At 61.0% G+C, this 24,833-nt stretch carries 20 protein-coding genes; 10 read left to right on the plus strand and 10 right to left on the minus strand.

Annotated elements, in window-relative coordinates:
- Window positions 1-16 precede the first annotated feature (16 nt).
- Window positions 17-1,432, minus strand: a complete 1,416-nt coding sequence (locus R0382_RS10475) for a PLP-dependent aminotransferase family protein (protein WP_432719532.1) — start codon at window positions 1,430-1,432, stop codon at window positions 17-19.
- Window positions 1,433-1,584: 152 nt separating this feature from the next.
- On the opposite strand from R0382_RS10475, the gene R0382_RS10480 reads away from it, so the two are divergent.
- The 5 genes from R0382_RS10480 (at window position 1,585) to R0382_RS10500 (ending at window position 6,853) form a co-directional block, all read left to right on the plus strand.
- Entirely contained in the window at window positions 1,585-3,012 is a 1,428-nt protein-coding gene (locus R0382_RS10480) for a cytochrome ubiquinol oxidase subunit I (protein ID WP_432719533.1), read from the plus strand.
- Window positions 3,009-4,013 (plus strand): cytochrome d ubiquinol oxidase subunit II, encoded by a 1,005-nt coding sequence (gene cydB / locus R0382_RS10485; protein ID WP_432719534.1) that lies wholly within the window; start codon window positions 3,009-3,011, stop codon window positions 4,011-4,013. The genes R0382_RS10480 and cydB overlap by 4 nt, the downstream gene beginning before the upstream one ends.
- Complete coding sequence (locus tag R0382_RS10490) at window positions 4,013-4,141, plus strand: DUF2474 family protein (protein ID WP_432719535.1); 129 nt, start codon at window positions 4,013-4,015, stop codon at window positions 4,139-4,141. Before cydB ends, R0382_RS10490 begins: the two co-directional genes overlap by 1 nt.
- Before the next feature lie 61 nt (window positions 4,142-4,202).
- Window positions 4,203-5,642, plus strand: coding sequence for a cytochrome c oxidase accessory protein CcoG (gene ccoG, locus R0382_RS10495; RefSeq protein ID WP_432719536.1), 1,440 nt, complete (start codon window positions 4,203-4,205; stop codon window positions 5,640-5,642).
- Between the two features lie 503 nt (window positions 5,643-6,145).
- Window positions 6,146-6,853, plus strand: coding sequence for a response regulator transcription factor (locus R0382_RS10500; RefSeq protein WP_432719537.1), 708 nt, complete (start codon window positions 6,146-6,148; stop codon window positions 6,851-6,853).
- Window positions 6,854-6,959: 106 nt separating this feature from the next.
- On the opposite strand, the gene R0382_RS10505 is transcribed toward R0382_RS10500, so the two are convergent.
- From R0382_RS10505 to R0382_RS10545, 9 genes are all read right to left on the minus strand, one after another.
- On the minus strand, window positions 6,960-8,810 hold the full coding sequence (locus R0382_RS10505; RefSeq protein WP_432719538.1) for a metal-dependent hydrolase: 1,851 nt from the start codon (window positions 8,808-8,810) through the stop codon (window positions 6,960-6,962).
- Between the two features lie 76 nt (window positions 8,811-8,886).
- Window positions 8,887-9,825 carry a ferritin-like domain-containing protein gene (locus R0382_RS10510; protein ID WP_432719539.1) on the minus strand — a complete coding sequence of 313 codons (939 nt, stop codon included), beginning with the start codon at window positions 9,823-9,825 and terminating at the stop codon, window positions 8,887-8,889.
- 10 nt (window positions 9,826-9,835) lie between these two features.
- The gene (locus R0382_RS10515) at window positions 9,836-11,140 is read right to left on the minus strand and encodes an APC family permease (RefSeq protein ID WP_432719540.1); all 1,305 of its coding nucleotides are present in this window, start codon (window positions 11,138-11,140) and stop codon (window positions 9,836-9,838) included.
- On the minus strand, window positions 11,128-11,475 hold the full coding sequence (locus tag R0382_RS10520) for a hypothetical protein (protein WP_432719541.1): 348 nt from the start codon (window positions 11,473-11,475) through the stop codon (window positions 11,128-11,130). Before R0382_RS10520 ends, R0382_RS10515 begins: the two co-directional genes overlap by 13 nt.
- 13 nt (window positions 11,476-11,488) lie before the next feature.
- The gene (locus R0382_RS10525; RefSeq protein WP_432719542.1) at window positions 11,489-12,229 is read right to left on the minus strand and encodes a hypothetical protein; all 741 of its coding nucleotides are present in this window, start codon (window positions 12,227-12,229) and stop codon (window positions 11,489-11,491) included.
- The gene (locus tag R0382_RS10530) at window positions 12,226-14,898 is read right to left on the minus strand and encodes an aminotransferase class III-fold pyridoxal phosphate-dependent enzyme (RefSeq protein WP_432719543.1); all 2,673 of its coding nucleotides are present in this window, start codon (window positions 14,896-14,898) and stop codon (window positions 12,226-12,228) included. Before R0382_RS10530 ends, R0382_RS10525 begins: the two co-directional genes overlap by 4 nt.
- A 7-nt stretch (window positions 14,899-14,905) precedes the next feature.
- Window positions 14,906-15,346, minus strand: coding sequence for a hypothetical protein (locus tag R0382_RS10535; RefSeq protein ID WP_432719544.1), 441 nt, complete (start codon window positions 15,344-15,346; stop codon window positions 14,906-14,908).
- 18 nt (window positions 15,347-15,364) lie between these two features.
- Window positions 15,365-16,519 (minus strand): molybdopterin-synthase adenylyltransferase MoeB, encoded by a 1,155-nt coding sequence (moeB, locus tag R0382_RS10540; RefSeq protein ID WP_432719545.1) that lies wholly within the window; start codon window positions 16,517-16,519, stop codon window positions 15,365-15,367.
- 1 nt (window position 16,520) lies between these two features.
- Entirely contained in the window at window positions 16,521-16,802 is a 282-nt protein-coding gene (locus tag R0382_RS10545) for a MoaD/ThiS family protein (protein ID WP_432719546.1), read from the minus strand.
- A gap of 280 nt (window positions 16,803-17,082) precedes the next feature.
- Here R0382_RS10545 and R0382_RS10550 point away from each other — a divergent pair, with 280 nt between their 5' ends.
- The 5 genes from R0382_RS10550 (at window position 17,083) to R0382_RS10570 (ending at window position 24,801) form a co-directional block, all read left to right on the plus strand.
- A complete protein-coding gene (locus R0382_RS10550; protein WP_432719547.1) occupies window positions 17,083-18,201 on the plus strand; it encodes a 2Fe-2S iron-sulfur cluster-binding protein in 1,119 nt (372 codons plus the stop codon).
- Between the two features lie 17 nt (window positions 18,202-18,218).
- The gene (locus tag R0382_RS10555) at window positions 18,219-19,379 is read left to right on the plus strand and encodes an alkane 1-monooxygenase (RefSeq protein ID WP_432719548.1); all 1,161 of its coding nucleotides are present in this window, start codon (window positions 18,219-18,221) and stop codon (window positions 19,377-19,379) included.
- Between the two features lie 14 nt (window positions 19,380-19,393).
- A complete protein-coding gene (locus R0382_RS10560) occupies window positions 19,394-22,576 on the plus strand; it encodes an outer membrane lipoprotein-sorting protein (RefSeq protein ID WP_432719549.1) in 3,183 nt (1,060 codons plus the stop codon).
- A complete protein-coding gene (locus R0382_RS10565) occupies window positions 22,560-23,807 on the plus strand; it encodes a hypothetical protein (RefSeq protein ID WP_432719550.1) in 1,248 nt (415 codons plus the stop codon). Before R0382_RS10560 ends, R0382_RS10565 begins: the two co-directional genes overlap by 17 nt.
- Before the next feature lie 127 nt (window positions 23,808-23,934).
- Entirely contained in the window at window positions 23,935-24,801 is an 867-nt protein-coding gene (locus tag R0382_RS10570; protein ID WP_432719551.1) for a hypothetical protein, read from the plus strand.
- Window positions 24,802-24,833: the final 32 nt, after the last annotated feature.

The raw sequence follows: 24,833 nt of genomic DNA on the forward strand, positions 1-24,833 counted from the left end.
GCAGCTGCCGGGCGGTTTACGCCACCGTGCCTGATGCCAGCTTGCCCAGCAGTGCCATGCCCTGTTCGAAATCGTCGGACCAGGGCGAGCCGTAGTTGAGCCGCAGGCAGTTGCCGAACTGCCGGCTCGCCGAGAAGATCGGCCCCGGGGCGATGCTGATGCCTTGGTCGATGGCGTGGCGGTGCAAGGCCAGCGTATCAAAGCCCGCCGGAAATTCGACCCACAGAAAATAGCCGCCTCCCGGACGCGACACGCGGATCCCGGCAGGGAAGTGAGTGGTCAGCGCGCGGTTCATGCACGCCAGCTGCGATTCGAGCGCATGCCGCAGCTTGCGCAGATGCTTGTCGTAGCCGCCGGTTTGCAGATAGTCGGCGAGTGCAACCTGCGCCGGCACGCTGGCCGATAGCGTCGTCATCAGCTTGAGCCGTTCGATCCGCTGACCAAAGCGGCCCGGCGATACCCAGCCGATCCGGTAACCGGGCGCCAGCGTTTTCGAAAAAGAACTGCAGTGCATCACCAGCCCCTGCGTATCGAAGGCCTTGGCCGGCAGCGGCGCCTGGCGGCCGAAATACAGCTCACCGTAGACATCGTCCTCGATCAGCGGGATCTGGTGCCGCGCCAACAGCGCGACCAATGCCTTCTTTTTGTCCTCGCTCATGCTCGCGCCCATCGGGTTCTGGAACGACGTCATGAACCAGCACGCCTTGACCGGATGGCGTTCGAGTGCGACGGCCAAGGCGTCGAGATCGAGCCCGTCCTTCGGGTGAACCGGGATTTCCAGCGCCCGCATGCCCAGACGCTCGATCGCCTGCGTTGCGGCATAAAAACCCGGCGATTCGATCGCGATCACGTCGCCGGGCTGCGCAACGGCGGCGAGGCACAGGTTCAGGGCTTCGAGCGCGCCATTGGTGACGATGAGTTGCTCGGCAGCTTGCGGCATGCCGAGGCCGAGATAGCGTAGCGCGATCTGCTGGCGCAAACCGGGATGGCCCGGCGGCAGGCTGGCGACCGTGTCCCACGGATCGATGAAGCGCGCCGTCGACGCCAGCGATTTCGCCAGTCGCGGCAATGGAAACAGTGTCGGTGATGGAAAGGCAGAGCCGAGCGGCAGGATGTTGCGATGCTGGACCGCGCCGAGTACCGAGAACACCAGTTCGCTGACATCGACCGCTGCCGATCGCTGCGACGGCGGGCTGGCGGCGGGCTCCGGCGGTCGACTCTGGCTGGCGCTGGCGACGAAGTAGCCCGAGCGTTCGCGCGCCCGAACCAGGCCGCGTTGCTCAAGCAGGTAATAGGCCTGGAAGGCCGTCGACGGGCTGACGCGGTGTTGGGCCATCACCTTGCGGATCGACGGCAGGCGCGTTCCGGGCGCAAGCTGGCCGCTACGGATGTCGGCGGCAATCAGTTCGGCGATGTCTTCATAGCGCTTCATCGGTGTCAGGCCCTGCTGTGCTTCATCTGATACGCAAAAGTATCACTTTTCTGATTCTGTTACTCGTTGGTCATTGCCGCAATACTGGCTGCACGGTCCGTCGGCTGCCCGGCAATCGGTCGCCGCGGTGGGGCGGGCTGGCGGGAGTTCATATGAGTACCCTGACCGCGGTTGATCTGGCGCGCATCCAGTTCGCGTTTACCGTTTCCTTCCACATCGTGTTTCCGGCGATCAGTATCGGGCTGGCGAGTTTCATCGCCGTGCTCGAAGGGCTGTGGCTCAAGACCGGCAAGCCGGTCTACCTCGACCTGTGCCGCTTCTGGTCGCGCGTGTTCGCCGTCGCTTTCGGCATGGGCGTCGTCTCCGGCGTGGTGATGAGCTACCAGTTCGGCACCAACTGGAGCGTGTTCTCCAACTTCGCCGGCAGCGTCACCGGGCCCTTGCTCGCGTACGAGGTACTGACGGCGTTTTTCCTCGAAGCCGGCTTCCTCGGCATCATGCTGTTCGGCTGGAACAAGGTCGGCCCGCGCGCGCATTTCGGCGCGACGCTGATGGTCGCGATCGGCACACTGATCTCGACCTTCTGGATTCTGGCGTCGAACAGCTGGATGCAGACGCCGGCCGGCTTCGAGATCGTCGACGGCCGCGTGGTGCCGACCGACTGGTGGGCGGTGATCTTCAACCCCTCGTTCCCGTACCGGCTGGTGCACATGACGCTGTCGGCCTTCGTCGTCACCGCCTTGCTGGTCGCGGCGACCGCCGCATGGCATTTGCTGCGGCAGCGGCGCGATGCGGCGATCAAGACCTCGTTCACGATGGCGCTGGGCATGCTGGTGATCCTCGCACCGCTGCAGGCCTTCGTCGGCGATCTGCACGGGCTCAATACGCTCAAGCACCAGCCGGCCAAGCTCGCCGCGATCGAAGGCATCTGGGAGACCGAGCAGGGCGGTACCGCGCTCAATCTGTTCGGCATTCCGAACATGGCCGAGGAGCGCACCGACTACGCGCTGGCGATTCCGCATCTGGGCAGCCTGATCCTCACGCACTCGTGGGACGGCGAAATCCGCGGCCTGAAGGAATGGCCGCGCGAGGACAGGCCGAACTCGACCATCGTGTTCTGGAGCTTCCGCATCATGGTCGGCCTCGGTCTGCTGATGATCGCGCTGGCGGGGCTGTTCCTGTTGCTGCGCCGGCGCGGCCGGCACTTCGAGCACCGGGGCTTTCAGCGTTTTGCGCTCGCAATGGGGCCAAGCGGTTTCATCGCGCTGCTGGCGGGCTGGGTGACGACCGAGGTCGGCCGCCAGCCTTGGGTGGTGTACGGCCTGCTGCGCACCGTCGACGCTGCGTCGCCGGTGTCGTACCAGCAGGTCAGCGTGTCGCTGCTGATTTTCGTGATCGTTTACTTCTTCGTCTTCGGCACCGGCATCTATTACCTGCTCAAGCTGCTGCGCACCGGTCCGGTGACGAACGAGCACACGCCGGCCGGCGAGCGCGAGCCGATCGGCCACACCGCCACGTATTCGGGACGGCGGCCGCTGTCCGGCGCCGATGACCTCATCGATGAAGGAGCGCAGCAATGATCGACATCACCCTGGTCTGGGCCGGCATCATTGCGCTCGGCGTGTTCATTTACGTGATGCTCGACGGATTCGATCTGGGCATCGGCATCCTGTTTCCGTTCTTTCCGAACGAGGCCGATCGCGACGTGATGATGAACACCGTCGCGCCGGTCTGGGACGGCAACGAAACCTGGCTGGTACTCGGCGGCGCCGGGCTGTTCGCGGCGTTCCCGGTCGTGTATTCGGCGGTGCTGTCGGCGCTCTACCTGCCGCTGGTGCTGATGCTGGTCGGGCTGATTTTCCGCGGTGTCGCGTTCGAAATCCGCGCCAAGGCGACGCGCACGCGGCATCTGTGGGATCTGGCCTTTATCGCCGGCTCGGTGCTGGCGACGTTTTGCCAGGGCGTGGCGCTGGGCGCCTACATTCAGGGGATCAAGGTCGTCGGGCGCGAGTTCGCCGGCGGCGGCTTCGACTGGCTCAGCGCGTTCAGCCTGTTCACCGGCTTCGGTCTGGTGCTGACCTACGCGCTGCTCGGCTGCGGCTGGCTGATCATCAAGACGCAAGGCGAGCTGCAGCGACGAATGATCGTGCTGATGTCGCCGCTGACCTGGCTGCTGCTTGGCGCGATCGCCGTCGTCAGCGTCTGGACGCCGCTGATCGATCCCGCCGTTGCGATGCGCTGGTTCAGCCTGCCCAATCTGCTGTGGTTTGCGCCGGTGCCGCTGGCGGTGCTCGGCTGCGCATGGGGCATCCGCCGGGCGCTGCGGCGGGGGCGGGAATACGCGCCGTATTTCCTCGCGCTGGCGATCGTCGCACTCGGCTACAGCGGCTTTTTGATCAGTATCTGGCCCTACCTGATCCCGCCGGCGGTGACGCTGTGGGACGCCGCGGCACCGGCAAGCAGCCAGTCGTTCACGCTGGTGGGGGCGCTGATCATCATCCCGATCATCCTGGCGTACACCGCACTCGGTTACTGGGTGTTCCGCGGCAAGGTCCACGCCGACGATGCGGGGTACCACTGATGTGTAGTGCCGAGCGTCGAGCCGCCTGGCGTGGCGCGCTGTGGTTTGCCGGGCTGTGGCTCGCCGGCGTGCTCGCGCTGACTGCCGTCGCCGGTTTCTTCCGCTTGCTGATGCACTGGGTCGGCTAGCCCCGGCGGCCAGCGGCATGGCGGTGCATGAACCGCATTCATATATGTATTCGGATACGAGATGAGCAAAACCATCCCCATCGTCCCGGTCGCGATTGAGGCCGGATACGAGACGACGATCAATGTCGCCGGACACCGCAAGATCTACGCGCGCCTAGCGCACGGCTTTTGGAGCAACTGGCGTATTGCTGCGGTGATCATTACCCAGCTGTTCTTCTATCTGGTGCCGTGGTGGCAGATCAATGGCCGGCAGGCGTTGCTGTTCGATCTGGAAACCTTCCGCTTCAATGTCTTCGGCATGGTCTGGCTGCCGCAGGATCTGATCTACCTGGCCGCGCTGCTGATTTTCTGTGCGGTGGCGCTGTTCGCGTGGACGGCGGTGGCCGGGCGGCTATGGTGTGGCTTCGGCTGTCCGCAGACCGTCTACACCGAAATGTTCATGTGGATCGAGCGCTGGGTCGAGGGCGAGCGCAATGCGCGGATCAAGCTCGATCGCGCGCCGCTCTCACTAGCCAAGGTCGCGCGCAAGGCGGTCAAACACGGCCTGTGGATTGCGCTGGCGCTGTGGACCGGTTTCACCTTCGCCGGCTACTTCACGCCGATCCGGCCGCTGTGGCAGGCGATGTTGACCTGGCGCATCGGCGGCTGGACGACGTTCTGGATCCTCTGCTACGCCTTCATCACCTACGGCCATGCCGGCTGGCTGCGCGAGCGCATCTGCCTGCACATGTGCCCGTATGCGCGCTTCCAGAGCGCGATGTTCGACCGCGATACGCTGGTCGTCAGCTACGACAGTCAGCGTGGCGAGCCGCGCGGCGGCCGGCGCAAGGACGCCGACTTCGGCCAGCAGGGGCTGGGTTCGTGCGTCGACTGCACCGTCTGTGTCCAGGTCTGCCCGACCGGCATCGACATCCGCAACGGCTTGCAGTACGAGTGCATCGGTTGCGGCGCCTGCATCGATGCGTGCAACGTCGTGATGGACAGGATGAGCTATCCACGCGGGTTGATCCGCTTCACCACCGAACATGCACAGGCCAATGGGGCAGGGAAGGCGACCATCGCCCGGCGGATGCTGCGGCCCAAAGTACTGGCCTATGCCGCCGTGCTGGCGGTCATCGTTGCTGCATCGGCGATTGGGCTGGCCAGGCACCAGCCACTCAAGCTCGATATCGCGCGCGATCGCGGCATCCTTGCACGTCAGACCGAGAACGGCGAGATCGAGAACCTCTACACGCTGACGATCCAGAACGTCGATCACCGGCCGCACCGCTACCGGATCAGTGCCGAAGGGTTGCCCGGCTTGCGATTGCCGCAACTTGCACCGGTGGCCGTCGCTGCCGGCGGCAGCGAAACGGTGTCGCTGCGCCTGAGCGTGCTCAAGGACACGATGCCGCCCGGTCGGCATGAGATCGAGATCGGTGTCGCGGCGATTGACGATCCGGCACTGCAGGTCGAGGAAAAGACGATTTTCTGGGGCGCGAACGGCAGCGATTCAGGCTGAAACTGCTTACCGGTGGTCGACGACTTACGGTAAACAATCCGAGCCTGCAATGGGCCGGTCCGCTTATTTTGAGTGGAGCTCGGCGACGCCGGCTTGACTGCAAGCCTCGCAGCGAATCGAACAGCTTAAAATGATAACCCCCTGAATTTTATAGAGTTCAGGGGATTTTTTTGGCCTTGTTCGCGCGGCGCTGAGCATGGCGCTACCGAGCTGGATCTCGGGCAAGCGCCGCAGATACGCCGATTAGACTCGGTTACAACAGTCCGCTGAGCACATTTGCCGTAAGTTACGGAGGCAATTACGCTGTGGTTTCATGCCAAATAAGTATAAAGTAAGTGTTTTATTTTTATATCGATTGAAAGCTTGTCATGAAAGCCGGCAAATTTTAACAAACGATCATGCTAGTGCAGACAACTGCCATTTGAGCCGGGCGTGGAATCACATCACCGCCTGGGAAAATGATTTTCTGATCTACAAATTTCGTAGCGACACAAATGTATGACATGAAGATGCTTGGCGTGATTGAACGCCTGACGAAGATCGGGTGCCGGCAACAGCTGGCGCAATGGGCAACGTCACATTTTCTCGACCATTGCGGGGCCAGCAGTGTGTTCATCGGGCATGGGCGCATGCAGCCGCATTTCTCGATGACCCCATACTTTGCCTCCGCGGCTTTTCCCGATGTTTTGATCAAAACACTCGGTATCAAAGATCAGCTACTGACGCTGCCGCTGCTGAACGAGTCCCATCAAGCCAAATCACCCGTCATGTCCGACTTGTCGGCGGTAAGCGACGAAGCGCTATGGCATGTGTTGTTCAGGCAGAAAGGGTTCTCAACGGTGATCGGCTCGACCAACGTTGAAATGAGCGACGGCGGCATGACCTATGTGTGCGTCACCGATCCCGAGATCGCGAGGAACGTCAATCATCACGATGCGCTGCGCCAGGGCTTGTCCATCGTGACGTCGATTCTGCATGGCGTGTTGAACCGCCTCGCGTTCGAAGAAAACCTGCAGAACAAGAGCACATCGATCACCACACTGACACCCCGTGAACGGGAGATCCTTGGTTTCATCCGCCTGGGTAAAACCAATTCGGAAATCTCCTACATCCTCGGCGTTGCCGACTCGACGGTGAAAAACCATGTGCAACGGATTCTGATCAAGTTGCAGGTCAGCAATCGAACACAAGCGATCGCAAAGATATTCTGAGCATCCGCGCGGCTGTTTCGGTCATCCCGCTAGCTAAAGGGGCGGTCAGGCGTTCGCTGCCATCAAGCCAAGCCATAAGTTGACTTTCACCGCATGAATCCTGCTTCTAAGCCCGGATCAGAACGGGGGGATTACCTTCCTTTGCGAGGTAAGCGTTGATCAACGGCAGGCTGTCGACGTTCCAGGGCTTGTAAAACGGATTGAAGAAGCTCAGGAAATCCAGCGTTGTCCGGGTGAAGATGCCATGCCAGCCCAGCAGATAGTTCAGCAGCGAGAAATAGGTGCCCGGCTTGAGCAACTGTGCGTCCCTCCACAAGAGGTAGGCCATGCGCAGGACGATGCCAGGCAGCATGACCGTGGCTAACAGCAGGAACATGCCGACGACCTGGCCCAGATAGCGCCCGCCCAGGTAGCGGTAGATGTCGAAGCATACCGATTTGTGCGCCAGTTCCTCGACCGCGTGCCATTCCCACAGCTTGAGCATGGTCGGGTCACAGTTCGGAAACCAGTGGCCGATGTGCTTCAGGCCGTACTGGGCAAATGCGGCGGTCCAGTGCTCGACGGCGACGAAGAGGGCCAGAAACAGGTTGCGCGGCAGAACGCGGGAGAACCAGGAGAACACGTCCCGCTCCCATTCCTCCAGCTTGACGAGACCCGGATAGGCCAGGTGCAGGCGCTCGCGATTGAAGCGCGAATGGACGGTACCGTGGTTCGCTTCCTGGTCGCAGAATTGCCGTACCTCGCCTTGCAGCTTGGCGTCGTGCACCTGCGGCGCCAACGGCATCAGGCTGCGGATTGCGCAGAACTCGATGTTCGGCAGCAGGCTCGACATGGTGTTCCAGAAGTGGCTCCTGACGACCGAACCACCGTTCCAGCGGGCCGGGTCGCAAGGACCGAAGTCCAGTTCCGGCGACGCGAAGCTCAATTCGACCGGCGTGCTGCTATGCGTGCCGGTGCGTTGCGCGATGCCGTGGGCGGCGCGATAGGCATCGAGCCGCGGATGAATCACCCGACGCCACAGGCCTGGCGTCAGTGTCAGGAGAAAGAGCAGGGGATAGCTGAGCGGCAGGCGCGGGCTGCGCTGCAGGCATTGCAGTTCGCCATAGGGCTTGTTGGGATTGACGTGGTGATCGGCGTGCTTTTGCACCGAGATCAGGACGAGGTTGCTGAAAGGCAGGTTGCAGTCCCAAGCATGACTGGCGTTCACCGGTTCCATGTGCCCGGCCGCGTCGACGCGTCGTTCGAGCCCATAGTGGCCGATGTAGTTCATCATCTCCAGGACCAGGATGCCGATCATCGATTGCAGCAGGAAAAACACCAAACCCGCGGTGCCAAAGAACACAAAGATCAGCGTTGCCCAGACCGCGCTCATCGCGTAGCCGAACACGTTTTCCCAGACAATCCGACGCTGGTACAGCGGCGTTTTCACCGCCCCTTCGCCTTTGCGGCCCCACCAGCCGAACAGGTTGACCGCGATCGCCTTGGGCAGAAAGCTGTACAACGATTGTCCGTACTTGGCCGACGTCGGGTCGCGGTCGGTCGCGACCAGCAGGTGATGGCTGTGCACATGGGCCAGCTTCGCACCGGAATACAGGCTGGTTGAAAACAGCAGGATGCCGATGACCCGCTCCAGTCGCTGGCGATGGTGGATCATCTCGTGCGCCGGGTTCTGAGCGTACAGGGCCGAGAAAATGCCCGCGATGAACAACAGCGCGGCGGCTTCATAGCCGTGCAGGTCGTGCGTCGTCAGATACCAGGCAAAGAAGAAGATGTTGCCGATCTGCAAAGGCAGGCTCAATGCCACGATGATCATCTCGCTGACCGGACGAACTGCGATCGCGCCCGTCCGTTCTGAAGCGCCGCGGCTGGCGAGCCAGTCCGCCAGTGGAATCACGCCGAAGATAAAAACGATTGCGGCGTAGGCGAACCCAAGGCCGCCGCCAGCATCCGGCCACATGACATATGTCCCGTAACACATGAGCGCTGGCAGAAAGAAGGCGAGATAAGGTGACATGGCAATGAGCTTCTAAGGGTTACAGGCCGATTCGTTGCATCCGGGTCCGATGTTCCTGCTGGATCTGTTCCATCAGGATGTAGACCTGGTCTTTTTCCGACACGTCGCGCATCTTCTTGCCCTGGAAGATCTCGATGTCGCCGATCTCCTCGATGTACTGGTCGGTGACCAGTTGGTAGAGATGGATGTAGTGCTGGATCGATGACTCGAACACGTCGGTCATGAGCTTGTGGAAATCGGAGGCCAGCTGCTGCATGCGGTTGCGTGATGCGTCGCCGAGCTTGGTGTAGCGGCTGATGATGGCTTCGCCGAAACGCACGTGGTGGACTTCGTCCGAGAACGCGCCGCGGATCAGCTGCGACAGGCTGGGGTCGAACACCGACCAGTAGGCCGACTCGTAGCGATAAATCGGGTAAGCCATGCCTTCGAGGACGATGTTGTGCGCCATCATCGCCGCAGCGAAATCACCCTTGTCGACCTGTTCGCGAATCAGGTCATAGAAGGAGCGCAGCTCCTTCGTGGTCATGTCTTCCATCATCTGGTCGCGCTGCTGCGGCGATACGCCGAACTGAGCCAGCCGCTGGCAAAAGACCTCGTAATGGCGTGCTTCGTCGACCGCCTGCGTCGCGAGGAAGACCTGCGACGCTTCATCGGGCGCGTGTTGCATCAGCTTGGCGATGCCGGTGTACGACACGCGTTCGGCGGTCAGGAAGGTTGCGATGTCCAGCTTGTAGATCTGGTTGACCAGCTTGTCGTCGTGCACCGCGTGATGGGTAATGCCCAGGTCAGGCCGGACGCCGTAGCGCGTGTCCTTGAGCGTGCGCCAGGGGGCGCGCTCGAGCCAGTGTTGAATGTCGAAACGGGACGCGTCCCAGTCATCGGCCAGGAATTTTTCCTGGACCACAACCTCAGATTTAACAAGCTCGCTCGACGCTTCAGCCGCTAATAGTTCAGTCACTTGTATTTCCTCAGGCTTTGATCAAAGTGGGACGGCGCAGGTAGACGCATACCATGCCGATGGTTAAAAACTCGCCAAGCAGGATGAGACGCGCGAGTTGGGCTTCCGGCTCGGCGATCACCCCGATGCCAATGGCGGCGAGGAATAATGCGGTGGGCCAAACCACCAAGGGGTGCAGGGGCTGCCGGATGCCGCGTTTGTCCGGCTGCCGCCGGATCTTGGTCCAGGCCAGCAGGATCAGTGCATAGACGGCAACCAGATGGACACTGAAGAGCCTGCTGAGCGAGGTGTTCAGCACCGGCATCGCCATCAGCGGCGCCATCGACAAGACGCCGATGGAGATAAACAACATGGCATTGCGCGGGCTCAGCCGCGGTCCGTGCAACTGGGCAAACCAGGCGGGAATCTCGCGTTCTCGAGCCAGGCTGTACAGAATCCGCGCAGCGCCGGACAAGCCGACGTTGAACGAACTCAGTACCGCCAGCACGCCAATGACCGTGGCGAGCCAGAGCGCGACGGGGGAGCCGATGATGCGGGCCAGTTCCAGGTGCGGCAGGGCCAGCTTGCCCCAGTCGGCTGCATTGAAATGGTGCTGCAGCGCCGAACCGAACAGCCCGTACAGCAGGGCGATGGTCGCAACGGAAATCATCAGCGCGATCGGCAGCGTGCGGCGAAAGGCGTCATGACGCGAGACATGCATGATTGCCCATTCGATGCCGACAAACAGGAACAAGGCGCGCGGCACGGCGGCAAACAGCCCCTCTGCACTGTGGGAGATCGGGGAAAGCGGTGGTTTGAGCGCCGGTACGGCCAGCGCCATGCTGGCCAGCAGCGCCATCATCGCGACCACCGCAACGGTGATGACGATTTGCAGGTTCAACGACAGCTCGTAACCGCGCAAGTTGACCACGAGCACTGCCAGAATCAGCCCGACCAGCACGATCACGGCCAGCTGCGACGACAAGACTTGCTGCAGCATCAGGAAGCACAGATAGCCTTCGAGCCCGCCGACCATCATCATCATCACCACATAGAACAAGGTGATGGCCAACGAAAAGCGATTGCCGAAGGCCGCCTTGGTAAAGGCGCGGATGCCGATCGCGCCGGGAAAGCGCGACGCCAGTTCGGTAAAGCACAGCATGATGACGGCCATGCACAGCCCGGCGAACCCCAAGGCGAGCCACAGCGATGGCCCCTGCGCAAACGGGAACAGCGAGACCAGCACCGTATTGCAGCTGATCGTGATCGCCATCCCCACCGCAATGGCGCACAGCCTCAGGATGTCGAACGCGTTTTTCACGCTCAGATGCCCCACAGGATCAAGGCGATGGCATCGAGCTTGACCTGGTCGTGCATCGGCCCGTAGATCTCGAGCAAGCCGTCGTTGTTGGCGCGGATGCCGTTGATGCGGCCTTCGAACACCGCGCGCAGCGTTGCGCCGTCACCGGCGATGCGTATCGGGCTGTCGTTGCCGTTCGCGATTTCGCCTTGCTGGATCTGGCCGATCTGGCCGGCGGCGACATTCATCCAGTACGCGGTCGCCGTATCGCTTTCCTCGAGCACGATATCGGTACTCCAGCCCTTGACGACACGCTGGATGTGGGGATTGGCATTCACCTGAAGCTTGAAGTCTTCGAGTACGTTGAGCATCGTTGTTTCCTCTTTACTGCGATGAATGCTTGCCGACCAATTGCCAGATCGCCGATTCGTTTTCGTTCCAGTCGCTGCCGGTGCGGAAGTGTTCGCGTGCGCGCACCAGGCGTGCGTCGTCTTCGTCCAGTCCAGCGGTGGGGGGATTCTTGCTGCGTGGTGCGTCGTGGACCTTGCCGCCGGTTTGGCACATCACGTCAAAGACCAGTGCGGCCGGGCTGATCGTGAACCAGCGATTTTCGTTCCAGTGGTGGTGGCCCATGTGCTGCTGGCGGACATAGCGCAGCACGGGACCCGGCTCGTACGGCGAATGCACGATCAGGTGCCACCATTCGAACATCAGGTAGCCGCCCATCAATCCGGCGCTGAGCGCTGCGGTTTGCCACACATCCGCGGTGACCCAATAGAACAAGGCGGCATTGAGCAGCAGCGCCGGGAGCGTGTACCACACCGGGGTGAACAGCAGATCGAGCCGGCGCGGCTTGTCGTGATGCCCCAGATGCAGCCGGTACAACAGCCTGTAGAGGAAGGCGTTGCGCGGGATTCTCCCGTGGAAGATCACTATGTGGCTGAAGTACTCCTCCGACAAGTACAGGGCCCAGCCGATGGCCGCGCAGAGCAGCGATTGCGACCAGGGCAGCTGCGCCAACGCCGCCGCGGCGCAGCCCACCGACAGCGCGCCGTAGAACAGCACGCTGTGGTCGGAAAAGTAGGCGCGCCGCAGCGCGCTCAGATAGATGGGCTGCGCGCTCATAGCACTGCGCTCGCTGTTTCTTGGCTCGCACAGAGGTGGCGCTGGAGATCCAGCTCGCCTTCGGTCGTCGCGATGCAGTCCGAAAAGCCATGCGACAGCGCCAAACGATAGATGCGCAGCGCCTGATCGTAGGGGATACGGTTCCCCAGGCTGTACGACTGCTTGACGCCGCTCATCGACAGCGCGACCGTTTCAGACAGGCAGGCCAGGTTCAAGGTCGGGTCAAAGCCGAGGATGTTGGCGCGGCCGAAGCGGTAGGGCTCGACGAACCGGACCACGCCCCCCTCGAAGACCAGCACGTCCGGGCGCTCGTCGCGGACGCAATCCTTCAGGTCCGGCGGACGGGCCGCATCGCAGACGACGGCCGATTGGCGCAACCAGGCGGGCTCGATGAAGCTGTGGCCGGCGCTGGTCGCCGAGAGCACGCCGTGGGCGTTGCGCATTGCGTACTCGATGTTGACCGAAACCTCGATCGGCGCCGTCCCGGGCAGGTTTGCTTCGACCAATTGGCGCACGGTCTGGTAGTCGGGCGCGCCGTCGCGCAGCAAGAGCTGATTGCAGCGGGCAATAACGGACTGGCGATCCTGCAAGTGGTGGCGCAGGTACTCCGCTAGCCCCGATCTGGCATGTTGCTGCATCTGCAACAACGCCTGCGCGTAGATTTCTCCAGCGATCTCGCTCAGTTGATCAAGCGCCTGGGCGTTGGCCGAGTTCCCGACCAGGATCAGCGACGCGTAGTGGCTCGCCATATGGATCGCGGCCAGTCGGCCGACCGACCCGGCCGCACCGACGACGGCAATACGGGTCGTGCTGGCCTGCTTGCCGGTCGCGACCAGGGCCTTGTGCAGGCTCTCGGCGCTGGCGATGGCGGTAAAGCTGTTGCCGGTCGTGATCGGCACACCCGCGTCGACAATATCCATGCCGCCGCGAGAGATGATCGACGTGAAGGCGCCGAGGCCGATGATGTCGGCGTTGACCGACTTGGCCGCTTCGACGTACTGCTGAAGCAACTTCATCCGTTGCTGCTTGGGCAGGCGGATCATGCGCTCTGGCGGGAGCGGGCAGGCGATTAGCCAGCCTTCGACATAGCCACCCAGCTTGGAAGCGATGCGCGGTGCGTGAAATACCGGTGCCGGCTCGAAGCGACGTGAGAACCAGCTCGCCATCCACTGCTGGAACTCGCGCTTGTGCGACTCGTCCAGATCGATGATCGAGCGCGGCATGATGTTGAGCAGGTCTTCCGCCGAGGTCGGATGAATCAGGAAGGCAAAGCTGCCCAAACGCTCGGGATGGGCGCCGAGCTGTGCTTCATAGCTCACTTCCTTGGGCAGTTCGATGACCGGTTTGCACGAGTAGCTGATTTCCTCGGGCTGGCGGCCGACCACGTAGGCGAACAGCGACGAGAACTGCTTGTTGCGGATCAGCAGCGCGCATTCTTCCAGCGCCCTGATCAGTCGGTCGATATGCTCGCGCTCGATGATCAGCGACGGCTCGATGCGCAGCAGATCCTGGCGATTGAACAACGGCGCGACAATGATTTTGGCAACGTTGACCAGGTAGCCGCAGATGAGCGGGACCAGATAGCCCTGGATGCTGGCGTGGGCAAGAAAATAGCTCTCGGCACCGCAGAAGGGTTTGAGCCGCAGGCTGTGCATCAGGCCCGCACCCTGATGGTGACAGAAGACGTCCGGGTACTGTTCGACCAGGGTATCCAGCGCCTGATCGAGGTAGTCGGAGATCGAATCGACGTGCCGCATTACGGCACAGTCGTTTTCCTTGAGCTTGGCCAGCGTTGCCAGCGCAACGCGACAGGCGACCTGATTGTTGGCGAACGTCGAGCTGTGGTACATGCCGAACGCTTCGGTCCAAGCACCCTTGGTACAGAGCGTGGCACCAATGGGGACGAGGCCGCCGCCCAGGGCCTTCGACAGGCACAGAATGTCCGGGCGGACGTCGGGGATGCGCTTGATCGAGAAAAACTCGCCCAGGCGACCGAGACCGGTCTGGATCTCATCGGCGATCAGCATTGCGCCGTGTTGTTTGCACAGCGCCGCGGCACGCTGGATATAGGTGGCCGACAGCGGCTGCATGCCCCCTTCGCCCAGCACTGGCTCGAAGATGAAGCCGGCGACGTCGTGCTCGGCAAACGCGCGTTCGAGTTGTTCGATGTCTTCCGGGTCGATCTTGACGCTTTGTGCGGAGTCGACCAGAAACGGCTCGCTGTAGACCGGATTGCCGGTGATGGTCAGCGCGCCGTTGGTTTTGCCGTGAAAACCCAGACGCAGGCTGATGATCACTTCACGCCCGGTGGCGGCGCGCGCCAGCTTCAAGGCCGCTTCCACCGATTCGGCGCCGCTGTTGCTGAGCACCGCGTAACTGAAGTTGAACGTCGGTTCGAGCGAAACCAGTTCCTGCGCCAGTGCCTTGGCCGCCGGGGTGTAGAAGGGCTGGACCATCGACGGCTCGCCACGGCCGGCGCACAACGCATCCCAGGCATGATCCGGGTTGTGGCCGAACGGAACCGCGCCGTACTGCGCCAGAAAGTCGAGGTATTGATTGCCGGCATCGTCGTAGAGATAGACGCCGTCGCCCCGCACCATGGTCTTGTTCAGCTGCACGTGCCGCAGCAGATAATCCCTGTCTGGATTCAGATAACAGTTTTCACTCATATGAATTTCACTTCCAGAGATAGCTAGCGATGATTGCGGCCGTTCCAGCGCTCGCACTGACGAACATCGAGAGCCGGTAGGCAAAGAAAAGGCCTTCTTTTTCGGAATCAAGTGCAAAGAAAACCCGGGGCCACAACACCAGGCTGCCGTAGAGGTGGCAGCCCAGCATCAGCAGGAGACAGACCAGTTTCGCAAGGGTTTGCGGCTGGGCCAGCGAGGCATTGCCCAGCATCGCCAGACAGCCTCCGGAAACCAGGGTCAACACGATCAGCAGATAAAGCAGAGGCGCGGCGCGCGTGCCCTGTGCTTGCATCAGATCCGCGTATCGGTTGCCGCCTTGCGACTTGTACATCGGAAACAGCAGGGTCAGATTGAAATACATCGCCCCGACCCACGACATCATCGCGATAACGTGAACCAGAATAAGGAGCTTGTAGGCCATAATCATTGATGGCGCGATCCCGGTCTAAATCGAGCAAACAAACGCTTCGATGGGTTTGAGTTGAATATCGTCGCGGTGATGCGCGCAGAGGCAGTGCGCATCCTTGTCGATTTCAAGCAGGGAAAATTCGTTGTTCAGTGCATCGACGCGGAGCATTTTTCCGGACAGGTTTTCGCCAATGCCCAGCAGCAGCTTGACGACCTCGATCGCCTGCATCAGTCCGACCAGGCCGGGCAGCACGCCGAGCACACCGGCCTCGGCACACGAGGGCGCCATTTCCGGCGGGGGCAGTTCCGGATAGATGCAGCGGTAGCACGGCGCAGTCTCGCCGGCCGAGAATGTCGCCACATACCCTTCAAAACGGTAAATAGCGCCATGCACGTTCGGAATGCCGAGCTTGACGCAGGCATCGTTGACCAGATATCGCGCCTTGAAATTGTCGGAACCGTCGACGACCAGGTCATACCCCTGCAGCAGCTCGAGGGCGTTGGTTTCGTCCAGCAGCACCGGATACTTGACGACCTTGATCTGCGAGTTCAGCCGACGGATTGCGGCCTCGGCTGAATCGACCTTGAGCTTGCCCAGCTGGTCTTCGCCGTGAATGACCTGACGTTGCAGATTGCTGCTCTCGACCACATCCGGATCGACGATGCCCAGCGTGCCGACACCGGCGGCGGCCAGGTACAGCGCCACGGGCGAACCCAAGCCACCGGCCCCCAGCAGCAGGACACGGCTGTTCTTCAGTCGCAGCTGGCCTTTCTCGCCCACTTCTGGGATCAGCAGGTGGCGGGAGTAACGTTCGCGATCGAAGGTGCTGAGCTGTTGCGGAATCCGAATTGCCAAACCGGATTCCTTCCACTGCTTGAAGCCACCACGCACGCTGTAAACCGTCGAATAGCCGAGATTCATCAGGCTTTCCGCAGCAAACAGCGAGCGCAAACCGCTGGCACACATTACGGCCACCGGTTGTGTCGTATTTTCGACCAAATGATGGATATTCAATTCCAATTGACCACGCGACAAATGCGAAGCCGGTGTGGGCAGGCCACCTTTGACTTCCTCTGCATCGCGAACGTCAATCAGGACAAGTCGATCATGCTGGATCATTTCCAGCGCTTGCTCCGGCGAGATTTCGCTGACCGATTCCCGCAGATAGCTCGCACGCTTCTCGTAGCTCAACTCAGCCTCCTGCAAACGCAGTCACGATTTCCAGCTTGCTTTGGTTCGGCAGCACGGTTTGCAGGCCGCCGGTCTTGGCAATATGTTTGCCATCAACGTACACATTGATATATCGCTTCAATGCGCTGTGATCGGTCTCAAGCAGCCGTGCCGAAATGGAAGCATCAATTTCGTCGAGCTTGAGCAGCGCCTCCAGCACGGTTTCGGCCTGGCATTCGATAGCGGTGACGCCCTTGGCCAGTTTGCGTAGGGGGACCGGCAGATTTACGTGTACCACGCTCATTTCACTTTGTTCCTTCTCGGGTCACTTTGAAGTCATGTAGAGCAGATAGATGGCCGGACCTAGGGCTATCCCGGCGGCATATTCTTTCTGCTTCTTGCATGGATTGATATGAGCAAACCGGTACGGTCATTAGTGATTAGTTATAAATAACCCATTCGATCTAACTATTTTTCCATGCGGACTTGCACGCTATCCTCCGCCGGCCCAATACGCCCAGCATTGCCAGCGATGCGCTTGGTCAGATGGGCTCAATGGCAGTTGGTCATGAACGGGAGACGTTATGTTAGGTTTGTTCCAGAGGAAGCCGAAGGAAACCGCCAAGTTCGAAGTCAAGTTCCTGCCGGACAATACGACTCTGACGATTGATCAGGGCAGTAATTTGCTGGAGGCGGCGCTTCGCCAAGGCGTGGTGGCTCCGTACAACTGCCGTGTTGGTGCGTGCAAAACCTGTCAGATCCAGGTGCTGGAAGGGCGTCCCAAATCCTTGATGGAAAGGGAATACGTTTTTTCCCAGAAAGAGATCGAGGCTGGTACTTATCTGGCGTGCCAGACATCGGTGCAATCCGATATGGTCGTGGTCTGGAGTGGTGTCGAGGCCAATAGCAGTGTCAAATTGGTCGCACGTTTACTCGATGCGCGGCAGCTGACGCCACGCATTTATCAAATACGATTGAAGCTGGATTCGCCACTGAGCTGGCGAGCTGGCCAGTTTGCGCGTCTGCTACCCTCCGAGCTGGCTATTCAGCCGCGCAGCTATTCCATGGTCGCCGGCGGAACGCAAGCCGATATCGTCGAATTTCATATTACCCATTACCCGGATGGCGAACTTTCCTCGTGGATTGTCAACCCAGCCAATATCGGCAAGCCAATTAGCGTTGAAGGGCCATTCGGCGATTTCGGCCTTGATGAAATCACCGCAGAAAGACGGCCACCGCTCCTGTGTGTTGCTGGCGGCAGCGGCTTGGGTGCCATCGGCGGCATGATCGGCAGCTGTTTCCATCGGCCCGCTGACGCATCGGCCGCACAGCCGATTCTGTTGGTCTATGGCGCGCGGGATCAGGGCGAGGTCTATGCGATCGACGCGTTGAAGCGCCAGGCCGAGGCGGCTGGCGTTCCGTTCTCGGCGCACGTCGTGCTGGATCGCGAACCGGCGGGCAGCGCCTGGAGCGGCCGCCGGGGCTTCGTGGCCGAGCACCTTGCCGACATCCTCGCCGTTACCGCCAAGGACGATGCGCGCTTTGCGCTGCCGGAGTCGGCCTGGCACGTATTGCTTTGCGGCCCGACGCCGCTGGTCGACAGCGCCATTGCCGCGCTGAGGCAGACGGGCATCCATCCGGATCAAATGAGTTTCGATAAATACGAGCAGGGTGTCGCCGCGACGACCGCTGCGGTCATTTAACGTCAAGGGCGCTGGCCATGTACAAATACTTCAAACACTCTTATCTGACCTGTTTCATTGTGCCTTCCGCGGTAATGACGATTTTTCTGGCACCGCAATGGGCGTTTCTGATTCCAATGGTCATTACCTCGCTCAACGCGCTGGTCGACAATCTGACGCCGCCGGATCGCAGCGTTCCGGAATACTCGCAGCACTGGATTCTGGATGCGATGGTGTATCTGTACGTGCCCATCGTCTCGGCCTATCTGTTCAGCTTGATGTGGATTGTGGCACCCGGCGATTGGCTGGGGCTCTCGGCCACGGTATCGGCGCTGGTGCCGGTCGATCTGTTGGCCATCAAGCAAGAGGCCGGCCTGCGTGGTTTGCTGGCCAGTACTTTTGCCGTTGGCTACGTCTTGTCGTCCAATCATCTCTATGCGCACGAACTCGTGCACCGGACGACGGATCGCATCGCCATGCTGATCGGTCGCTGGTTGCTAGCCATGACCGGCGATGCGCAGTTTTCCATTTCCCACGTGTATTCGCACCACCGCAATGTCGGGACCAGCGAGGATTCGGCCACCGCGCGTCGCGGTGAATCGGTATACGCATTTTTCATCCGCTCCACCCTCGGCCAATACCGGGAGTCGTGGGAGGTCGAATCCCAGCGTTTGGCCAACAGTGGCAAGCCGTTGCTGTCGCTGCATAACCGTGTGCTGAGCGGTCTGGCCATGACCGGCTTTATTTATCTGCTGTGGTATTGGGCTGCCGGTCTGATTGGCATTGCGGTTTATACCTTCGTGATTGTGCTGGCCAAATTCCTTTTTGAAACGGTCAACTATATCGAACATTACGGTGTCGTCCGGGTTCCGGGTACCCGGGTCGAACCGCGACACAGCTGGGACTGCGATTCGCGTATGTCGTCGAATGCATTGCTCAATCTGTCGCGCCATGCCGACCATCATGCCAATGCCCACAAACGGTACTGGGAATTGGAAACCGTTGATACCAGCTTGCAGCTGAGCTACGGCTATATCGGCACGATCGTCGTCGCGATGGTGCCATTCTGGTGGCACCGATTTGCGGCCCCACAGCTGGAGAGCTGGGACCGGAACTCCGCCTCGCCAGAGGAAAAGATTCTTGCCCGACAGGCCAATCAGCTCAGCCTGAATCCTGTCTTTATGCACGGCAACGACTGAGGGAAACATAAGCGATGTTTACGAAGTATATTGGCCGTATTATCCGGTGGCGTTTTCTGGTGATCCTGTTCACCTTGATGACCACCGGTTTCATGGTGTCGCAGATGCGCCACCTTCAGGTCATCATTGACCCCAATCAGATGCTGCCGCAGAAGCACCCTTACGTGATCGGCACCAATCTGGCCGAGAAGGTCTTCGGCTCGAACTATGTGCTGGTCGTGGCGGTAGCACCGAAGCATGGCGATATCTATCAGCCTGCCGTTCTTGATCGCGTGCGCACGATTTCGGAAGGGCTGCGTGGCTTGCCGAACGTGAAGCCGGAAACGCTGATGAGCCTGAGCGCCAAGCGGGCCAAGGGCATCGCCGGCAATGAGGAGGGGCTTGAGGTCAAGCCCATGCTGCATGGTGGCAGCATTGATGCGGACGCGATCGCCAAACTGAAGACGGCGATTCAGCGCAATCCGATCTATAGCGGCGTGGTGGTTTCCGATGCCCGCGATATGGCGACGGTCTCCATCGCGGTGGAGAAGGGGCCGAAGGGCTTCACGCCGACGCTCGAGGCCGCGTACAAGCTGGCCGAGCCGTTGGCGACCGACGATATCAGTATCGCGGTCAGCGGTACGCCGATGTTCGTTTACTACGTCGAGAAGTACACGCAGCGCATGGGCTTGCTGTTCCCGATTGCGCTGCTGCTGGTCGGCCTGCTGCACTTCGAGGCTTTCCGGACCTGGCAGGGCTTCTTCCTGCCGCTGGTGACTGCCTTCCTGTCGGTGCTGTGGGGCCTGGGCATGATGGGGATCGCCAAGGTGCCGCTTGACGCGTTCAACGCCAGTACGCCGATCCTGATCCTCGCGGTCACGGCGGGGCATGCGGTGCAGTTGCTCAAGCGATATTACGAAGAGTTCGAACTGGCCATCGGCCACGGAATGGCGCCGAAAACGGCGAACCGCGAAGCAGTCATCCGCGCGATGGCCAAGGTGGGTCCGGTCATGCTGGCCGCCGGCTTCGTTGCGGTGATCGGTTTCCTGTCGCTGATGTCGTTCGAGGTCGCCACGATCCGCAACTTCGGCATCTTTACCGGTCTGGGTATTCTGTCGGGCCTGATCATCGAACTCACCTTCATCCCGGCGGTTCGTTCCTGGCTCAAGCCGCCCAAGGTGCGCACGCAAAAGCAGCGCTTCGACGTCCTCACCCCGGTCATCAACCTGATCAAGCGCGCGATCAGCCCGCGCCAGTTTGGCAAGGTTTCCGTCGCTTTCCTGTTGATCGTGATCGTGGCGGCGTTTGGCCTCACGCACGTGAAAGTCGAGAACTCGAACAAGAGCTTCTTTGCGAGCAATCTGCCGTTCCAGCTTGATGACAAGCTGATCAACGAGAAAATGGCCGGCACCAATACGCTGTATGTGGTGTTCGAAGGCAACGCACACGATGTGATCAAGGATCCGAAGGTGCTGCGCCAGATCGAGGAAACCCAGCGCTTCCTCGAGACGCAGCCGGGCATCGGCAAGACGATCTCGGTCGTCGATCTGATCAAGCGCATGAACCAGGCGATGCACGCCGATTCGCCGGCGGCGATGACGATTCCGGCCAGCCGGGATCTGGTGTCGCAGTACCTGTTGCTGTACTCGATGTCTGGCGAGCCGGCCGACTTCGATCGCTACGTCGATTACAACTACCAGTATGCGAACATCACGGCCTTCGTGAAGCACGACAACAGCGGCCAGATCCAGAAGGTGATCGCCAACACCAAAGCCTTCCTGGCCAAGCACGAAGATCCGCGCATCAAGATCTACTTCGGCGGCAGCGTGCCGCAGTCGACGGCGTTGTCCGAGTCGCTGGTCAACGGCAAGCTGCAGAACGTGCTGCAGATTGGCCTGGTGATCTTCGCGGTTTCCGCCTTGCTGTTCCGTTCGTTGCTCGCTGCCTTGCTGGTGGTCACACCGCTGGCGATCACCGCCTTGGTGAACTTCGGGGTGATGGGCCTGACCGGTATTCCGCTGAACACGCCCAACGCCATCACCGCACCGATGGCCATCGGGATCGGCGCCGATTACGCGATCTACCTGCTGTACCGGATCCGTGAGGAGTTGGGCCATCACGCCACGCTCGAAGCGGCGATCGACAGCGCCATGGAATCGGCCGGCCGCGCCATTCTCTATGTCGGTACCGCGATCGGCGGCGGCTATTCGGTCCTGATGCTGTCCAAGGGATTCAATATCCATATCTGGTCGGGCATCCTGATCGTGATGTCGATGTTCGTCAGCGTCGCCACCACGCTGCTGCTGCTGCCCGCGCTGATCCAGCTGCTCAAGCCGAGCTTCCTGCTCAAGCGCATCGGTAAAACTCAGGCAACTGCGGCTGCCGGCCCGCGCACCGCGCTGGGCGCAGCAGGCTCGACCAGCGGCGTAATCGTGCTCGCCGCGGCCGTCGGCCTGGGCGCGCTGGCATTCCCGCAGCACGCCAAGGCGGTGAGCGCCGATGTGGTCATGGAAAAGAACTACGTAGCGAATCGGTTTACCGATTCCACCTCGAAGGCGACGTTCCAGATGATCAACAAGAACGGCGACCGCCGCGTGCGCGAAACCTTCGGCGCCACCCAGATGCAGGACAACACGGTGGACACCAAGCGCATGACCCGCTTCATGTCGCCGGCCGATATCAAGAACACCGTGATCCTGCTGGCCGAACACAGCGACCGCGACGACGACATGTGGATCTACATGCCGGCGCTGAAGAAAACCCGTCGTCTCACTTCGGCCAACAAGAACGAGAGCTTTGCCGGCACCGACATGTCGTATGGCGACGTGATCGGCCACAAGGTGAGCGAGTGGACGCACAAGTTCATCGGCAATGCCACGATTGCGAACAAGCCGGTGCTGATGATCGAGTCCTTGCCCAAGGACGCCAAGATCGCCGAGCAGGCCGGCTATTCCAAGCGGATCAGCTGGATCGACGAGGAGTCGTTTCTGGCGCTGAAAACGGAGTTCTACGACGACGGCAAGCAGCTGCTCAAGGTGGCGACGCTGAGCAACATCGTCAACGTCGATGTCGCAAAGCGCCGCTGGCAGCCCATGCATATGGAAGTGCAGAACGCCCAGACCGGACACAAGACCGTGATCGACTGGTATGACTTCAAGGCCAACCAGGGCGTGAAGGGTCTCTATTTCACGCCGCGCTATCTTGAAACCGAACTCTAAGCCACTGAGGCTGCTGTTCGCCGCATGCTTGGCTGGCTGGTGCGGCGCCAGCGCCGCCGCCGAGAAGGTCCAGTTCAGCGCGGTCGCGTCACTCGGTGCCTGGAGCGGCAACCGGGTGCTCGACGACCGCAACGGCATCCTGGCGCCGATGTTGTCCGCCGACGCCAGCGTCAACCTCTCCGAGCAGTTGAGTGTTCGCGCCGGCGGTCTGGTCTACCACTTCTCGCAGGACAACGGCGACGACACACGCAGCATCCTGCGCGAGGCCTTCTTGCAATGGAGCGGTGACGAAACGCAGGTCCGTCTGGGCTGGCAGGTGGTCGCCTGGGGCCGGGCCGACCGGATCAATCCCACCGACAACATCAGCGCGCGTGATTACACCTCGCCGCAGTCGGTTGACGAGGCGCAGCGGATGGGCGCCGGCATGCTGTCGGTCGCTCATGATTTCGGTTCCGCCGGACGTTTGACCGTATTGGGTAAGCAGGTCAAGCCGAGCCGGATGCCGAGCGACCCTGCCGAGGAGAATCTGCCGCTGCGGCCCGACGGCGAAGACTACGAGTACGCCGCCAAGTTCGATCACAGCGGCGATGCCTTTGACTGGTCGGTGTCCTACTTCAAGGGCCTGGAAAAGCCGCGTTCGTTGCAGCTGATGCGCATTGCCGATCAGCGCATCGTTGGCGTCAATCGTGGCTACGCCGAGCTTGAAGTCTTGGGCGCCGACGCGGCGACGACGATCGGTGGCTGGGGGCTACGCGGTGAAATCGCCCATATGCGCTTTCCTGAAACCGATTTCCAGGTCAACGATGGCCGGATCTCGCACTGGTATGGCATCACCGGCGTAGAAACCAATCTGCCGGCCAATGCGACCGCGGGCGTGCAGTACTTCTTCCGCTATTTCGACGAAGATCCACAGCTCGATGGGCTGAAGCCCGCCGAGAGTGCCGTGCGCCGGAAGCTGCGCATCGCCAATAACCAGTTCCACCAGTACCAGGACGGCCTCACGCTACGTTTGGCGCAGCGCTTGTGGAACGACAGCGTCGACTATGAAATCGTCGGCGTCGTCAATTTTCGCGATGGCGATTACGCGATCCGGCCCCGCATTGGGTGGCGTTACTCCGACAGCATCAAGCTCTCCGCCGGCGCGGATATCTATCGTGGCAAGGATGAAAGCTTCTTCGGTAGTCTGCGTAAAAACAACGTACAGTTTGCCGAAATTTCCTATATCTATTGATCGGCTGGCCCGAAGCGCGTGCGACGTGCGCGCGCCGGGCAGCGTGTCATCCCGCCGCCTTGCCTGATTCGTCGTGCAATGGCGGTCACCGCCAAATCGTTCTCCAACTGCATCGGGGCGCTTCACCATGAAAATTCCGGCCAATATCCAGGCGCTGAAGGCCCGTGTGGGCGCAGAGCTCGCCGACGAAATCGCCTGTCAGACTCCCGAATCGTCGTGCCTGTTGCTCGACAGTACCGGCCCCAGCTTCACCCGTCAGTACATCGTGCTCAACGCCATCGGTGCCGATCGCCTGGCCCGCTTCGGCGAGATTCATGCCTTTTCCGGCTCGGTGTACGCGCTGTTCGGGTTTCTGGCCTTTTCGTCGGGCAGGAATCGGGTTGCCATTGAATCACTGTGCAACGAAGACGCCGAAATGGTGTTCCGCAACCAGCACCATGCCGGGCGGTTCTCCGGCCTGCGCTCGATGCTCAGGCTGATCAAGGGCAAGTCGGCGTTCGGAACGGTGTCGCCGTTGCTGGCGTCGCTGGAGTACATCTTTGGCGATTTTGTCGAGCAGCCGTTTTCGGCGTTCGGCAACAACATCCATATCTATCTGGCCAAATCCAAGGATGCGCCGTTGCTGGTGCTGTCGAACAACGACAATTGTTCGCCGGAGCTGGAGCCGCTGCGCAAGCGGCCGATCAAGCACATCATCGCGATGGCAGCCAATGTGCCGCTGGTTTACGGCGGCAAGCAGGACGGCGCCCCGTACTTCGATCCGGTCTACACGAATCACTACCTGCCCACGCTGAAACAAATCACCGGCACAGAACGGCGCACGCTGATCTCGACGCCGTGGCGTTCGGGCCAGAAGGAGAACCGGCGCTACTTGAATTGCTATCCGAGTGGCAATGCCAACTGGCTGATGCTGAAGGACTTCATCCGCTTGGTTGCCGGTCTGCGCAATGTGTCGTGGAGTCGGGATATCTACGCCGCGTTCAAGTTGCAGTGAGCCGGCGGTGCCGCGAGGCCCAGGCCGACCGC

This window comes from Jeongeupia wiesaeckerbachi, assembly GCF_050916355.1.
In the GTDB taxonomy this organism is placed as follows: domain Bacteria; phylum Pseudomonadota; class Gammaproteobacteria; order Burkholderiales; family Chitinibacteraceae; genus Jeongeupia; species Jeongeupia wiesaeckerbachi.

Coding starts and splice junctions, on each gene's coding strand:
- R0382_RS10480 (WP_432719533.1), top strand. CDS start 1,585: ATGAGTACCCTGACCGCGGTTGATCTGGCGCGCATCCAGTTCGCGTTT.
- R0382_RS10530 (WP_432719543.1), bottom strand. CDS start 14,898: ATGAGTGAAAACTGTTATCTGAATCCAGACAGGGATTATCTGCTGCGG.
- R0382_RS10475 (WP_432719532.1), bottom strand. CDS start 1,432: ATGAAGCGCTATGAAGACATCGCCGAACTGATTGCCGCCGACATCCGT.
- R0382_RS10520 (WP_432719541.1), bottom strand. CDS start 11,475: ATGCTCAACGTACTCGAAGACTTCAAGCTTCAGGTGAATGCCAATCCC.
- ccoG (WP_432719536.1), top strand. CDS start 4,203: ATGAGCAAAACCATCCCCATCGTCCCGGTCGCGATTGAGGCCGGATAC.
- R0382_RS10555 (WP_432719548.1), top strand. CDS start 18,219: ATGTACAAATACTTCAAACACTCTTATCTGACCTGTTTCATTGTGCCT.
- R0382_RS10570 (WP_432719551.1), top strand. CDS start 23,935: ATGAAAATTCCGGCCAATATCCAGGCGCTGAAGGCCCGTGTGGGCGCA.
- cydB (WP_432719534.1), top strand. CDS start 3,009: ATGATCGACATCACCCTGGTCTGGGCCGGCATCATTGCGCTCGGCGTG.
- R0382_RS10535 (WP_432719544.1), bottom strand. CDS start 15,346: ATGATTATGGCCTACAAGCTCCTTATTCTGGTTCACGTTATCGCGATG.
- R0382_RS10560 (WP_432719549.1), top strand. CDS start 19,394: ATGTTTACGAAGTATATTGGCCGTATTATCCGGTGGCGTTTTCTGGTG.
- R0382_RS10550 (WP_432719547.1), top strand. CDS start 17,083: ATGTTAGGTTTGTTCCAGAGGAAGCCGAAGGAAACCGCCAAGTTCGAA.
- R0382_RS10490 (WP_432719535.1), top strand. CDS start 4,013: ATGTGTAGTGCCGAGCGTCGAGCCGCCTGGCGTGGCGCGCTGTGGTTT.
- R0382_RS10500 (WP_432719537.1), top strand. CDS start 6,146: ATGAAGATGCTTGGCGTGATTGAACGCCTGACGAAGATCGGGTGCCGG.
- R0382_RS10525 (WP_432719542.1), bottom strand. CDS start 12,229: ATGAGCGCGCAGCCCATCTATCTGAGCGCGCTGCGGCGCGCCTACTTT.
- R0382_RS10505 (WP_432719538.1), bottom strand. CDS start 8,810: ATGTGGCCGGATGCTGGCGGCGGCCTTGGGTTCGCCTACGCCGCAATC.
- R0382_RS10545 (WP_432719546.1), bottom strand. CDS start 16,802: ATGAGCGTGGTACACGTAAATCTGCCGGTCCCCCTACGCAAACTGGCC.